The organism is Paucibacter sp. XJ19-41, from assembly GCF_028462495.1.
GTDB lineage: Bacteria > Pseudomonadota > Gammaproteobacteria > Burkholderiales > Burkholderiaceae_C > Roseateles_E.
The window spans coordinates 46,820-60,607 of the sequence record NZ_JAQOWX010000012.1 but is presented as its reverse complement, the minus strand read 5'-3'; the positions used below and the strand labels follow the sequence as shown (position 1 = coordinate 60,607).

The following is a 13,788-nucleotide window of genomic DNA, read 5'->3' as shown; positions in this document are numbered from 1 at the left end:
GTCTCGCGGCCAGCCGGTCGCTATGGCGCCGGCGCCTTGGCGGGAAGCGGCGGGTAGGCAGGGCTGCCGAGGGCGCGGTCGCGCTCGATGACGGCGAGCGTCCTCTCGATGAAGCGCTGCAGCGCTGCGTCCGGTAGGAAGCCGGCCCGGCCTTCGGTGTTGAAGCGTTGCAGCAGCCCCAGCAGTTCGGCGTCCTGCTTCATCTGCTGGGCTGACAGGCCCTGCAGCCTGAGCAATCGCACCCGCGCGACCCAGCGCAAGGTGTCGAGCAGATAGACCCGCAGTGTGGGCTTCAAGACCGGCTTGCCATGGCCGGGAATGATCCAGGTGCGCTCGTCCCCCAGCGCCAGGATGGCCAGCATGGCCTCGGTGAAGCCGGCCACGCCGCCGGCATAGAAGGTCGGATGCCAGCTGCCGTCGTACAGATCGCCCACGAACATCCAGTGGCCAGCCGGGTCGAAATACACATGGTCGGTCGCGCTGTGGGAACGCAGCGTCAGCGAGCGAACCGTCTCCAGGGCCAGCGGCGGCGTCAGCAGCCCGGCACCCTGGGCGACGAAGAACTCGTTGCCACCGGTGTGGTCCTCATGGTTGTGGGTGTTCAGGATGTAGACCGCAGCCGGACTGAAGCGCTGCTGGACCAGCTGCTGCAGCGAGGCGAGGTTTTCCCGCTTGGGGCTGGGGTCGATCAGGATCACGCCCGCCGGGGTCTGGATGAGGCCGATATTGGTGTTGTAGTCGGCAGCCTTGAGGACATGGGCGGCACCACCCAGCGACTCCAACGTGAACAAGCTGGCAGCGCTGGACTTGGGCTCCGCTTGCGCGCAGGCCCAGCCGCCGGCCAGCAGCATGGCAAGCAGGCTGCGCCAAAAGCCCCTGCCAAACGGTGCGCCGGCGCTCATGGCCTGGAGGCTGCTGGCGCCTCGGCCTGGCTCTCGATCCATTGCTTGTCGGGCAGGGCGCGGTAGCCGGCGCTGCCCAGATCGCGGTAGAAGAGCACGCGCTTGAATGGCCACTCCCGCGCCAGCCAGTCGCGCACCGCACGGTCCACCTCGCCGGCCAGGCCGCTGCCCAGCTCGCTCTCGCGCACAAAGTAATTCATCATCGCGTCGTAACCGCGCTTCTCGGCGGACCAGACATAGACCCGCCCCAGCGCGCGCTGCTGCGCCGGGTCCAGGATCAGATAGGCAAAGCCGCGTGCCATCTCGAACTGGCGCTGGTAGTAGCCCGCCTCCACCTGGGCGCGCTCGGGCGTCATAGCCGCCGCCCACTGGCCGCCGGGGTAGACATCCTGATCCAGGTGCCGCACGCTGCCAGCGATCACCTCATGGTCCAGCGCGCTGTCGCGCAGTTGCAGTGGTCGCAGCACGAAGCGCTCGCTCACCAGCGGTTTGGGCAACTTGAAGTCGTGCGCCACCAGGGCCGGTTCGGCCCGCGCCGTGCCGCCCAGCAGCGCGGCACCGGTCAGCAGCAGACATGCCAGCAGTTTCGTCATCACTTGACCTCCTTAGATTTGTAGGGCGGCGCGAGTGTCATCAAGAGCCGGCGGCCCGCCAAGCGGCATCGGACGAAACAGGCTCGATTGCGACGAAACGCGCAAACACTGGGACAGGCTGTCTGTCATGCAGCAAGCTCCGCTCTTACAGTGGCGCACTCCCTCGCCAAGCCCCGCCATGCCCGAACGCCGCCCCCTGCTGATTGCCGGCCTGCTCGCCGCCTGCCTGCCTCACCCGAGCCGGGCCGATGTTCCTGTCAAACCACCCCCCAACCTGATACGCCTCGATGAGCGCTGGCTTACCGCCGGCCAGCCCTCGGCCGCATGGCTTGCCACGTTGAAGCCGCAGGGCATAGACGCCGTGCTCTATCTGGCCCCGCCGACGGTCGGCGACGCCTTGGCGGCCGAGCCCGACATCTTGCGCGACCAAGGACTGCTCTTCGTCAATGTGCCCGTGGTCTGGGGCCACCCCAGCGCGGCCGACTATCGAAGCTTCGAACGCCAGATTCGCAGCTGGCGAGCCCAGCAGCTGTCGGTGTTGGTTCATTGCCAGGTCAATATGCGGGCGTCCGTCTTCAGCTTTCTGTACCGGGTGATCAACGAGGGCGCGGTTCCCGAAGAAGCCTGGACCGCAGTCAGCCGGGTCTGGACGCCCTCCGGGCCTTGGAAGCGCCTGGTGCAGGAACTGCTGGCGGCGCACGGGATCGTCTTCGACCCGTTCTGATCAGACCGTCCTGGCAAGAGCCGCGTTCGCGGCGGTGAAGCGACGGCTTCACGCCATGGCCGGCCATTGCCAGTCCAGCGCCAGACCCGGTTGCTTCATCAGCATGGCTACATGGCCGTCGATGATGCGGGTCAGGAGCAGCGCGCCCTCCCGGTCGGCCGCGCTGCAATCGAACAGCAACAGGCCATCGCGACTCTCCATGCGGCACAGGCCGGCATCGAACTGCACCTCGCCCCGGCTGGCATCGAACTGCACCGGCACCCGGCGGCCGAAATGCTTGCAGAGCTTGAACAGGAAGGCGTCGGCCCGCTCGGTGGCAATGTGGCTGTTGGCGATGATCATGGGCTAGACAGGGTGGACTTCGTTGCAGGGAATCGGGGGACGCAGCAGGCCGTCAACCAGCAGACGCGGCCGGCCGCGCGAGCAGGGCTCGACCCGGGCGTCGATGCCATAGACCTGGGCCAGCAGCGCCGGCGTCAGCACCCGGCCCGGCTCGCCATACGCCACCCGGGTGCCGGCGGCCAGCACCAGCACATGGTCGCAATGCCGCAGCGCCAGCTCCAAGTCGTGCAGCGCCAGCAGCACGATGACGCCGCGGCGGCGCGCGTCCTCGCGCACCGCCTCCAGCACCGCCAGCTGCCAGAACAGGTCGAGCGCGCTGGTCGGCTCGTCCAGCAGCATCAGCCGCGGCCGGCGCGCCAGTACCTGGGCCAGCGCCATCATCTGACGCTGCCCGCCGGACAGCGTGTCCAGCCGCGCCATCGCCAGGGGCCTCAGGGTCAGCCGATCCAGCACCTCCTCGATGCGCGCCTCGGCCTCGGCGCGCCCCACGCCGCTGGCCAGCACGCCGCCCAGCAGCAGCTCGTAGGCCGCCAGGCCGGTTTCCTGGGGCAGGAGCTGCGGCAGCAGCCCGATCAGACGGCTGCGCCGCAGCGGCGCCAGCGAACCCAGGGCCTGGCCATCCAGCTCGACCCTGCCCTGCGCGGGCAGCAAGCCGGCCAGCGCATGGATCAGCGTCGATTTGCCCGCGCCGTTAGGGCCGACGACGGCGGTCAAGGTGCCGGCTTCCAGCGGGCCGGCATCCAGCCCGGCGATGACGCGGCGCGCGCCGCGCCGCACCTCCAGCGCTTGCACCTGCAGGCTCATGCGGACCTCCGCTGGCGCAGCAGCAGCGCCATGAACACCGGCACGCCGACTAGGGCGGTGACGATGCCGATAGGGATCACCAGGCCGGGCACGATGGCCTTGCTGGCGATCGAGGCCAGCGACAGCATCAGCGCGCCGGCCAGCATGCTGGCCGGCAGCAGGAAGCGATGCTGCTCGCCGACCAGCAGCCGCGCTATGTGCGGGCCCACCAGACCGACGAAGCCTATCGTGCCAACGAAACACAGGGCCAGCGCGCTCAGCAGGCTGACCTCGACCATCACCCGCCAGCGCAAGGCCTCCACCTGCACGCCCAGGCTGGCTGCCTGGGCCTCGCCGCCGCGCAGCAGGGTCAGGGCCCAGGCATGCCGCATCGCGCTGGCCAGCCCCAGCAGCGCCGCCGCACCGACCATGCCCACATGCCACCAGTCGGCCCGGTTCAGGCTGCCCATCGACCAGAACACCAGTTGATCCAGGGTATTGGCGTCGGCCAGGAACTGCATCAGCCAGACCAGGGCCTCCAGCGCGAACAGCATCGCGATGCCGAACAGCACCAGGGTCTGGCCGCCACCGCCATGCCAGCGCGCCAGCAGCAAGGTCAGCGTGGTGACCAGCAGCGCGCAGGCAAAGGCCAGCAGCGGCACGGTAGCCAGGGTCGGCAGCCCCGGCAACTGCGGCTGCAGCACGATGCCGATGGCCGCGCCCAGGGTCGCCGCAGCGGCCAGCCCCAGGGTGAAGGGACTGGCCAGCGGATTGTTCAGCACCGTCTGCATCTGCGCCCCGCCCAGGCCCAGCGCGCCACCGACCGCCAGTGCCATCAGCGCATAGGGCAGGCGCACATCGAAGACGATGACCCGCTCGCCCAGTGACAGCGTCTCGGGCCACCAAAGGCCGCGCAGCACCTGAAGAAAACCCAGGCCTGACGGGCCGGTGGCGATGTCGGCGCACAGGCTGAAGACCAGCCCGGCCAGCAACAGCGCGATCAGCAGCAGGCGCCGACGGTTCTGGCGGCGGTACTGGCGGGCCAGCGGCCCCAGCGTGGCCGGCGCACTCATCGCGGCGAGGTCCAGTAGGTGCCGGTCAGCGTGATCGGCTGGAAGCGGCGGTAGTAGTCGGCCAGGGTCGCCTGCGGATCGATGTCGGCGAACAGGGCCGGATGCAGCCACTTGGCCACCGCCTGCAGCGCCGCTGGGTTGCTGGCCAGGTAATTGAAGTGATGCCAGACCGCATGGGCACGCCCCGAGCGCACCGCCTGCAGCTGGGCAATGCCGGGCCGGCGCAGGCTGCGCAGCAGGCTCTCGGCGGCCACGTCGGGCTCGATGCCGGCGCCCAGTGCGATGGTCGGCGCGCCCCTTGCCACCGAGGCCGGATTGCCGATGGCGGTGCCGATATAGACCTCGGGCTGCCGCGTCAGCAGCCACTCCAGCGAGACCGTTCCATGCACGCCCGGCACCAGATCGGCGGCGATATTGCGCCCGCCGGCGGCCTCGATGAACAGACCCATCATGCCGTGCGTCAGCGTCTCGCAGCAGCCGGCCGCCAGCCCGACCCGGCTGTCGAGGAACACCGTGGGACGCTGCTTGACCCGCGCGATGCGGCTGCGCACCTTGTCCATCTCCTGGCGATGCCATGCCAGATAGGCGGCCGCCTCGGCCTCGCGGCCGAGCACGCGGCCCAGCAGCTTGATGCTGCGCGCCGTGTCCTCCAGCGGGTTCTTGGTGAAGTCCACATAGACCACGCTGATGCCTGCGGCCTGCAGCCGCGCCAGGGTCGCCGCATCGTTGACATCGGGGCCATGGCCGCGCAGGCTGAAGATCGCCAGATCCGGCTTCAGGGCAATGGCCTCCTCGACACTGAAGCTGGCCCCGCCGCGCCCCAGCCGCACCACGCGCTGCAGCGCCGGGAAGCGCTGGCGGTAGAGCTCGTAACCGGCCGGATCCAGGCGCTCGAAATCCTCCAGCATCCCGACCACCCGCCCGGGCAGCGTGCTGCCCTCCAGGATCGCCAGCGCCGACAGCATGCGCCCCTCGCCCAGGATGATGCGCTCGACCTTGTCCGGCAGGCTCACGCTGCGGCCCGCCAGATCGACCACGGTGGTGGCGCCCTGCGCCGACGCGACGGTGAGCGACAGGAGCAGGGCCGCAGCCCGCACGAAAGCTCGCAAGATGGCCCGCATGCTCAGTAGCGCCAGTTCAGTTCGATGCGCAGATCGCGCCCCGGCTCGGCATAGCCCAGCACCTTGCCCTGCCAGCCGTTGTAGGCATAGGTCGCCTGGTCGAAGTACTGCTTGTCGAACAGATTGCGCACCGCGAAGTTCACGCGCAGCCGATCATCTTCCAGCGGCAGCCAGCCCAGCTGCAGGTCGTGCACGGCATGGCCGGGCTTGCTGGCCGGGTCCACCGAGCCCACAGGCTGGTAGCGCAGGGACTCCACCTTACGGCCCTGCCATCCCAGCTCCAGGCCCAGCTTCGGCAGGCGGTAGCTCAGCGCCGCAGTCCAGGTGCGGCCGGTGCTGACGCCCAGGCCCAGGTCGCCATCGCCGAGCGCCCGCCCCGCCAGCTCCGGCCGGGCTTCGGCCACCGCCATGCGGCCGCTCCAGTCGCCGCGCCGATAGCTCAGCGCCAGCTCATAGCCGTCGACGCGAGCGGTGCCGGCGTTGTCGCGGCAGCCGACCCGCAACTCGCAGGCCAGGCTGGTGATGAAGTTCTCGATCTTCTGGCGATAGACATTGCCGCTCAGCAGCAGCCCCGCAGCGCCGAACTCGAAGCCGATCTCGCTGTTGCTGGCACGCTCGGGATCGATCTCGGCAACGTTTTTCCACTGCGCGATGTCGAGCATGAAGGCCTCCTTCAAGCCGACACCGCGCAGGGCGCGTGCATGCCCGGCCTTCAGCAGCAAGCCGTCCAGCACCTGCCAGCGCAGCGAGGCGCTCGGGCTCAGCCCCCGGCTGGCGAACTGCTGGCCATGGTTGTCGCTGTAGCCGTAGTCGTCATAGCGCACACCGGCCGACACATCGACCCGTCCCAGGTCCAGCGAGCCCTCGACATAGGCGCCCGCCACGCGCGAGCGCTCGCGGCCGCTGCCGGTGTTGTTGAAGCGGTTCTGGATCTTGAGCGCGGCCGACGCGTCGCTGCGCCAGTTGAGGCCGTACTTCAGTTCATGGCGCCCCAAGGCGCGCTTCAGCCCCAGGTCGAAGCCCTGGGTGTCCAGCCGCTCGCCGTAGTTGCGGCCGGCCTTGGTCGTGCGGTCGGTAGCCACCTCGGTGCGGTAGAGCTGGGCCTCCAGCGCGCCCAGCCCCAGCCAGTCACCCGCCTCGTAGCGCAGCGAGGCGGTATCACGCGCCAGTTGCTGCGGAATCGGGTCGTTGGGCACCACCGGATGCGCGAAGCCCACCATATTGGCGCGGGCATTGCGCACCCCATCGTCGACGCTGCGCTGCCAACTCGCCACCAGGCGCCGGTCGGCCCCGAGGGCCAGACCCAGCTTGGCCAGGTAGTGCTCGCGCTTGCTGGCCGAATCCGCGACGGTCTGGCCCTGGCCGTCGCGATAGTCCTCGGTCGTGACCCGGCTGGCGGCCACCAGCAGGTCGAGCTCCTCGGTCTGGCCATAGGCATTCAGGCTGCCGCGCCAGCCCTTGTTGCTGAAGGCGCCGGCGCTGCCGCTGGCGCCCCATGACTGGCCCGGCCGCAGCAGATCGGTCGCATCGACCGTGTAGAGGCGGATCGCGCCGCCCAGGGCGCCGGGGCCGGCGCTGGCGGCGGCCGTGCCCTTCTCGACCTCGATCGCGCGGATCAGCTGCGGGTCGATCACCAGCGCGGTCTGGTGGTGATAGACCTTGCCGTTCTGCTGGGCGCCGTCGATGCTCAGGCTCAGCATCGACTCCTCCATGCCACGGATATAGACCTTCTGCGCAAAGGCGCTGCCACCGCCGCCGACCGAGATCTCGGCATCGGCGCGGTAGATGTCACTCAGGTCGCGTGCCTGGCGCTGCTCCAGCTGCGCGCGATTGACGGTGTCGTCCTGCGTCGAGGTGCGGGCGCTGACCTTGACGACGGGCAGCTGGTTACGCTCTGCCTCGGCGTGGACCAGCCCGCACAGGGGCAGCAGGCTCAGCAGCAGATTCAGGCGAAAGGGGGGCAAGCGTTTCATGGTCGGATGGGCGGTGATGGCTGCGGCACGGCAGACTTATAAATAGGAATCGTTATCATTCATTATCTTTTTATTGCCGCAGCCCGTCCTTTGCGGCGCGCAACAAATGCTTTGCGAAACGCCCGACCACGACATCCGCATCCCCATCCCCGCCGAGCAGGACCTGTCGCTGCGCGGCCATTTCCTGCAGGAGGAGCTACGCGGCAGCCTCGCCCTGCACGGTGCGCAGCTGCAGGTGCTGCGGGCCACGGACCAGACTTCGCTGATCGAGCCCGGGCTCAAGCTGATCGTGATGCTGCAGGGGCAGATGGAGATCGCCAGCGCGGGCTTCGAGCAACGGCTGACAGGTGATCGCCCGCAATGCGTGCTGCTGTCCCTGCGCGAGCCGGTACGCCTGCGGCGACGCATCGCACGCAGCGGCCCGCTGCAGCAACTGGTGCTGGACATCGGACCGCGCTGGTTTGCCGAGGGCGGCCTGGATCAGTTGCCAGGCTTCCGGCAGGTCGAGTCCTTCTGCCAGCGCCATGGCGCTCTGGCCCAGTTGCCCGATGGCCGGCGCGCAAGCACGCTGGGCCGTCTGCTGATGGCGCATTGCCAGCCCTCACAGCCATTCCAGAGGTTGCAGCGCGAGGCCCTGGCGTTGCAGCTGATCCGCGAGGCCCTGCCGGCGCTCAACGGAGGGTACGCGGTCCATGCGAATCCTCAGGCGCAGCGAGTCGAGGCCCTCACCGGGTTGCTGCATGCGGGCTCGGCGGATGACTGGACGCTGGCGCGCATGGCGGGACATCTGGCGACCAACACCACCTCGCTGCAGCGCGCCTTCCGCGAGCGCCACGGCCAGAGCATCGGCCAGTACCTGCGCCGGCTGAAGATGGAGCGCGCCCATGCGGCGCTGCTGCGCGGCGCCCGCGTCATCGACGCTGCCGCCCTGGCCGGCTACGACAATCCGGCCAATTTCGCGACCGCCTTCCGGCGCAGCTATGGCCTGTCGCCGCGCGAGCTCAAGCCCGCAGCGCCCGGACAACACCCGGCACCATGAGTCGCTGCACCCCAAACAGGTGCTCGTCGACAGCGTACAGGACGCCGAGTTCTCGAACCCCAGCGGCTTGCGCACTCGATGAAGAGGGCATGAAGCGTCGGCAGCCGCCGGCACCGACCAGCAGCCCCTAAGGCAGCAAGGCCGGCAGCACGTTCTGCACCAGCAAACCCATGCTCCGGCTCTCCTGCTGCGGCGCCTGGGCAACGTTGTGCTGGTTCAGCATCACCACGCTGAAGTCCCGGCCCGGCAGGGTCAGCACGAACTGACCGCCATAGCCCCAGGCCAGCTGGAAGGCCTGCCCGCCCTGCTGCCCCAGCCACCACAGATAGCCATAGTCCGTGATCGCCAGGCCACCGAGCGGATTGCTGCGCGAGATCTGCGACCGGCCCGCCGCAGCCATCCAGTCGGCGGGCACCAGCTGCTGCTGTTGCCAGCGACCGCCCTGCTGCCACAGCAGGGCCAGTTTCGCCAGGTCGCGGGCGCGCAGCTGCAGATCGGCCGCGCCGTTATGGTAGCCGTCAGCCAGCCTGGCCCATCCCCAACGTGCGATGCCCAGTGGCGCGAACAGCTTTTGCGCCGCGTATTGCTCGGTGCTGACGCCGGCGGCCTTGCTGAGAATCACCGACAGCAGATGGCTGGTGCCTGAGTTGTAGGAAAAGCGCTGGCCGGGAGCATCGACCGCTTCGCGCTGCAAGACATAGCGGGTCGGGTCGGGCGAAAGCACCCAGTCGTTGTAGCCGGCCGCCGTGCTTTCGTCCCAGCGCAGCCCGGCAGTCATGGTCAGCAAGTCGCGGATGCGCAGGCCCGGCTTGTTGGCCAGCAGGGCGCCGTAGTCGGCGGCCAGATAGTCGGCAATGGGCTGATTGATGCTGGCAATCGTCCCCTCGGCCACCGCAATGCCGATCAGCGTGGCCGTCACGGTCTTGGTGACGGAGCGCAGCTGCAGCAGGTCGTCGGCGCCCTTGCCGTTGTAGTAGGCCTCGCCCACCAGGGGCGCCGCGGCGCAGCAGCAGCATTCCGTAGAGCCCGGGCAGCTCGCGCCCGGCCTGGAAGGCCTGATCCAGCTGGGCCTCGGACAGCCCCGCCGCAGCGGCGCCGCTGTGAGGCCACTCGGCCGACGCAGCCGCCCGCCATTCAATCGGCGCGGTAGCGACCGGCGGGGCGGCACTGCCCTCGCCACTGCCACCACCGCCGCCACAGGCGCAGAGCAGCGCCAGGGATATCAGCCATGCATAGCGTTTCATAGGGACCGCCACTCCATTTGCCTGGCTCGATTCTCCGCGTCGCCCCGGCTTGCGCACAAGACCGGCCGGGGCGGCATTTACCCTGGCCACGCACTGTCACCAAGATGACCGCCCCCCTCAATGCCGGCCGCGCACAATCAACCCGCCAGCCAGCCGGAGACAAAACATGAGCGAGCCGCAGCAAAGCCACTACCGCATCTGCCCTCTGTGCGAGGCCTGCTGCGGGCTGGAGATCGTGACCGAGGGGGCCAAGGTCATCAGCATTCGCGGCGCCGCGCAGGATGTCTTCAGCCATGGCTATATCTGCCCCAAAGGCGTGTCGCTGAAAGACCTGCACGAAGACCCCGATCGGCTGCGCACGCCGCTGATCAAGAACAGCGCCGGCGAGTTCGTCGAGGCCAGCTGGGACGAGGCTTTCGCCGAGATCGAGCGCCGCCTGCTGCCAATACTCGACACGCACGGCCGCGACGCGGTGGCCGCCGTGATCGGCAACCCCAGCGCCCACAAGATAAGCCTCTTGAGCTACTTCCCGCGCCTGGTCAAGGCCCTGGGCACGCGCAATGTGTTCTCGGCCTCGACCCTGGACCAGATGCCCAAGCAGCTGTCCAGCGGCCTGATGTTCGGTCACTGGCTGTCGGTTCCCGTGCCCGATATCGAGCGCTGCGACTACCTGCTGATGCTGGGCGCCAACCCCATGGTCAGCAACGGCAGTCTGTGGACCGTGCCCGACTACCGCGGCAAGGCCAAGGCCATGCGCGCGCGGGGTGGCCGCATCGTCGTGGTCGATCCGCGCCGCAGCGAGACGGCGGCCCAGGCCGATGAGCATCTGGCGATCCTGCCCGGCGGCGATGTCTTCCTGCTGCTGGGCCTAGCCCACACGATGTTCGATGAGGGCCTGCTGCGGCTCGGCCGGCTCTCGCCCTATGTCCAGGGCCTGGCCGCGCTGCGCCAGGTCTTGCTGGACTATCCGCCCGAACGCATGGCCGCCGGCTGCGGCATTGACGCCGCCACCCAGCGCCGCCTGGCCCGCGAGCTGGCGCTGGCGCCGCGCGCTGCCGTCTATGGCCGCATCGGCACCTGCACCCAGCGCTTCGGCACGCTCAACAGCTGGCTGGTCGATGTGCTGAATGTGCTGATCGGCCAGCTCGACGCGCCCGGCGGTGCGATGTTTCCGAAGGCGGCCGCCTTTGCCGCCAACACGCTGGGCCAGCCCGGCAGCGGCAAGGGCATCAGCACCGGCCGGCGCCGCAGCCGGGTCTCGGACGCGCCCGAGGTGTTCGGCGAACTGCCAATCACCGTGCTGGCCGAGGAAATCGAAACCGCCGGCGAGGGTCAGGTGCGCGCCGTCATTGCGATCGCGGCCAATCCGGTCTTGTCGGCGCCTAACGGCCCGCGCCTGGCCGCCGCGCTCGACAGCCTGGATTTCATGCTGAGCCTGGACATCTATCTGAACGAGACCAGCCGCCATGCCGATGTGATCTTGCCCGGGCTGTCGCCGCTGGAGGACCTGCATTACGACCTGGCCTTCCCGCAGTTTTCCTACCGCAACCATGCGCGCTTCTCCGGCCCGGTGTTCGACAAGCCGGCCGGCCAGCCCGAGGAATGGGAGACCTTGCTGCGTCTCACGGCGATGATCGAAGGCCGCGACTGGCGCGGCGATTTGCAGGCGCTCGACGATGCCGCGATTGCGGCCGATGTGCAGCGCCTGGCCGGCGCCCATGCGGCAGCCGTGCTGCAAGCGCTGACGCCCTGGCGCGGCCCGGAGCGCCTGGTCGATCTGGCGCTGCGCAGCGGGCCCTATGGCGACGGCTTCGGCAAGAACCCGCAAGGCCTGACCCTGGCCAAGGTGCGCGCCGCGCCGGGCGGCATCGATCTGGGCGAGCTGCAGCCGCGCATCCCCGAGCTGCTGCGCACACCCTCGGGTTGCATCGAGCTCGCGCCGCCTTTGCTGCTGGACGATCTGGGCGCTGTCGATGCGGCACTCGAAGCACCAGTGCCCGAGTTGCTGCTCATCGGGCGACGCGATGTGCGCTCGGGCAATAGCTGGATGCACAACCTGCCGACACTGGCCAAGGGTCCGGAGCGCTGCACCCTGCTGGTCCATCCCGACGATGCCAAACGCTACGGCCTCAGCGAGGCGGGCATGGCCCGGCTCAGCAGCGCGGCGGGCGAGTTGCAGGTGCGGGTGGCACTGAGCGCGGAGATGCGGCCCGGCGTCGTCAGCCTGCCGCATGGCTGGGGCCATGACCTGGCCGGCAGCCGGCTCTCGCTGGCGGCGCAGCGGCCGGGCGTCAATATGAATGCGCTGCTGGACGAGGGGCTGCGCGACCCGCTGTCGGGCAACGCCGTGCTCAGCGGTGTGGCGGTGCGTTTGGCACCGGTCTCAATCAGTTGAGGGCAATGGCGAACTGCTGTGGTATGCTCGGCGCATAGATACGCACAAGACCGTTTCTTCAAGGTCTTCAATCTGCAGCCCCGCATGATCGTTCGCGAGCGGCTCGCTTCAGTTTCAACTCCCGTTTGACTGTTCTTGAGTGTTTCTGTCCTCGCCGGCCATGTGGCTGCGAGGTGGTTTTTTAATTTGTTTCCAAAGGAACACATCATGACGACTATGCAAACTGGCACCGTGAAATGGTTTGACGACGGCAAGGGCTTCGGCTTCATCACGCCGGAAGACGGCTCCAAGGACCTGTTCGCCCACCACAGCGAAATCAAGAACAACGGCGGCTTCCGCACTCTGGCTGAAAACCAGAAGGTGGAATTCGAAGTCAAGCAAGGCCCCAAGGGTCTGCAAGCTTCGAACATCCGCGGCCTGTAATTGGCTGTCGATGGTGACGCGTGAGCGTCACCTGCTTTGATCGCTTCAAAGCCAAACGGTGGGCCGGCTCAACCCGGCCCACCGTGCTTCAAATACCTGCCAAGACCATAAAAAGAAACCGGCAAGTACACAGCGGGCGGCCTCCCAAGCCAATGCCCTGACCTCTCGAGGTCACAAACCACCGAACACCGTCGATGAACACCCATGCGCCAGCTTTGCTGATGCGGCAGGTCTTCATTCGAGCGTTCAATCCCTTATCGCGCCGAGACACAGCGTCCTGGCGCACACCTCCATGAAAAATATGCACAAGAACAGCATAGAGGTGGGCAAGTACCTTGTCTCACCGATGATCAAACCCCAAGCCGATGGCAGCTTTGCCGCCTCGGTATCGATACGCTCCGGCCGCGGCATGGCCAGCCATGACCGCGTGATGCGCTTCACGCCACGCTTCATCAGCGAACGTGCCGCCCTGCGCTACGCCACCAACGAAGGTCTGGCCTGGGTGCGCACGCACTGAGGCCCAGGTCCTGGCTTCAAGCCGGCAAACGAAATGCCGGCAGCTGCCAGCCCCAGGCCAGCGCGCCGAGCCGGATGCCGGCCACAGCGGCCAGCCCGATGCCGAAGGCCCAGGGGCGCGGCAGGCCCAGGCGCTGCAGCAGCAGATAGGCGACGATGCCGGCGATCGCTGCCGAGGCATAGATGTCCTTGCGCAGCAGCAGCGGCACCTGGCCGCTGAGCACATCGCGCAGCACCCCGCCGCCGACACCGGTCATCGTACCCAGCAGCACGATGACGATGCCGCGCAGGCGCCGGGCCTCGGCCAGCTGCGCACCGCAGAGCGCGAACAGCGCTAGCCCCAGCGCATCGGCCACCAGCAGCGACTGCATCGGCACGACAAACCAGCGCACCCATAAAGTGGTCGCCAGCGCCGCCGCCGCAATCACATAGAGATAGCGGACATCGCTCATCCAGAAAATCGGATGACGGCCCAGCAGCAGGTCACGCAAGGTGCCGCCGCCGACGGCGGTCAGCGCCGCAAAGACGATGACGCCGACCGGGTCCAGGCCCAGATGGCCGGCCGCCAGCGCCCCACTGACCGCGAACACCGCGACACCGAGCAGATCCAGCAGATAGAGCACCGACATCGCCGCACCATGGCTTCAAGAGCAATGGGCG

Annotated in this window: 14 protein-coding genes; 5 read left to right on the top strand and 9 right to left on the bottom strand. The window is 68.3% G+C overall.

Annotation, left to right across the window (positions count from 1 at the left end; genetic code table 11):
- Positions 1 to 20 precede the first annotated feature (20 nt).
- Together PO768_RS05045 and PO768_RS05040 are read right to left on the bottom strand one after the other, a co-directional pair.
- Positions 21 to 902, bottom strand: coding sequence for an MBL fold metallo-hydrolase (locus PO768_RS05045; RefSeq protein WP_272645171.1), 882 nt, complete (start codon positions 900 to 902; stop codon positions 21 to 23).
- Positions 899 to 1,495, bottom strand: coding sequence for a GNAT family N-acetyltransferase (locus PO768_RS05040; protein ID WP_272645170.1), 597 nt, complete (start codon positions 1,493 to 1,495; stop codon positions 899 to 901). Before PO768_RS05040 ends, PO768_RS05045 begins: the two co-directional genes overlap by 4 nt.
- A 178-nt stretch (positions 1,496 to 1,673) precedes the next feature.
- Between PO768_RS05040 and PO768_RS05035 the strand changes: the two genes are divergently transcribed.
- Positions 1,674 to 2,219 (top strand): protein tyrosine phosphatase family protein, encoded by a 546-nt coding sequence (locus PO768_RS05035; protein WP_272645169.1) that lies wholly within the window; start codon positions 1,674 to 1,676, stop codon positions 2,217 to 2,219.
- 48 nt (positions 2,220 to 2,267) lie between these two features.
- Here the strand turns inward: PO768_RS05035 and PO768_RS05030 are convergent, their stop codons facing one another.
- Genes PO768_RS05030 through PO768_RS05010 form a run of 5 tightly spaced genes read right to left on the bottom strand, consistent with a single transcriptional unit; the run spans position 2,268 to position 7,511 of the window.
- Complete coding sequence (locus tag PO768_RS05030; protein ID WP_272645168.1) at positions 2,268 to 2,561, bottom strand: DUF2218 domain-containing protein; 294 nt, start codon at positions 2,559 to 2,561, stop codon at positions 2,268 to 2,270.
- 3 nt (positions 2,562 to 2,564) lie between these two features.
- Positions 2,565 to 3,365, bottom strand: coding sequence for an ABC transporter ATP-binding protein (locus PO768_RS05025; RefSeq protein ID WP_272645167.1), 801 nt, complete (start codon positions 3,363 to 3,365; stop codon positions 2,565 to 2,567).
- Complete coding sequence (locus PO768_RS05020) at positions 3,362 to 4,417, bottom strand: FecCD family ABC transporter permease (protein WP_272645166.1); 1,056 nt, start codon at positions 4,415 to 4,417, stop codon at positions 3,362 to 3,364. Before PO768_RS05020 ends, PO768_RS05025 begins: the two co-directional genes overlap by 4 nt.
- On the bottom strand, positions 4,414 to 5,538 hold the full coding sequence (locus PO768_RS05015) for an ABC transporter substrate-binding protein (RefSeq protein WP_272645165.1): 1,125 nt from the start codon (positions 5,536 to 5,538) through the stop codon (positions 4,414 to 4,416). Before PO768_RS05015 ends, PO768_RS05020 begins: the two co-directional genes overlap by 4 nt.
- A 2-nt stretch (positions 5,539 to 5,540) precedes the next feature.
- Positions 5,541 to 7,511 carry a TonB-dependent receptor domain-containing protein gene (locus tag PO768_RS05010; protein WP_272645164.1) on the bottom strand — a complete coding sequence of 657 codons (1,971 nt, stop codon included), beginning with the start codon at positions 7,509 to 7,511 and terminating at the stop codon, positions 5,541 to 5,543.
- Positions 7,512 to 7,617: 106 nt separating this feature from the next.
- Here PO768_RS05010 and PO768_RS05005 point away from each other — a divergent pair, with 106 nt between their 5' ends.
- Complete coding sequence (locus PO768_RS05005; protein ID WP_272645163.1) at positions 7,618 to 8,550, top strand: helix-turn-helix transcriptional regulator; 933 nt, start codon at positions 7,618 to 7,620, stop codon at positions 8,548 to 8,550.
- A 127-nt stretch (positions 8,551 to 8,677) separates the two neighbouring features.
- On the opposite strand, the gene PO768_RS05000 is transcribed toward PO768_RS05005, so the two are convergent.
- Positions 8,678 to 9,538, bottom strand: coding sequence for a serine hydrolase domain-containing protein (locus PO768_RS05000; protein WP_272645162.1), 861 nt, complete (start codon positions 9,536 to 9,538; stop codon positions 8,678 to 8,680).
- A gap of 422 nt (positions 9,539 to 9,960) precedes the next feature.
- On the opposite strand from PO768_RS05000, the gene PO768_RS04995 reads away from it, so the two are divergent.
- From PO768_RS04995 to PO768_RS04985, 3 genes are all read left to right on the top strand, one after another.
- The gene (locus PO768_RS04995) at positions 9,961 to 12,189 is read left to right on the top strand and encodes a molybdopterin-dependent oxidoreductase (protein ID WP_272645161.1); all 2,229 of its coding nucleotides are present in this window, start codon (positions 9,961 to 9,963) and stop codon (positions 12,187 to 12,189) included.
- Positions 12,190 to 12,405: 216 nt separating this feature from the next.
- Positions 12,406 to 12,612: a cold-shock protein gene (locus tag PO768_RS04990; protein WP_137941637.1), complete on the top strand. Its 207-nt coding sequence runs from the start codon at positions 12,406 to 12,408 to the stop codon at positions 12,610 to 12,612.
- Between the two features lie 292 nt (positions 12,613 to 12,904).
- The gene (locus tag PO768_RS04985) at positions 12,905 to 13,129 is read left to right on the top strand and encodes a hypothetical protein (protein WP_137941378.1); all 225 of its coding nucleotides are present in this window, start codon (positions 12,905 to 12,907) and stop codon (positions 13,127 to 13,129) included.
- A 16-nt stretch (positions 13,130 to 13,145) separates the two neighbouring features.
- Here the strand turns inward: PO768_RS04985 and PO768_RS04980 are convergent, their stop codons facing one another.
- The gene (locus tag PO768_RS04980) at positions 13,146 to 13,757 is read right to left on the bottom strand and encodes a trimeric intracellular cation channel family protein (protein WP_262971397.1); all 612 of its coding nucleotides are present in this window, start codon (positions 13,755 to 13,757) and stop codon (positions 13,146 to 13,148) included.
- Positions 13,758 to 13,788 lie beyond the last annotated feature (31 nt).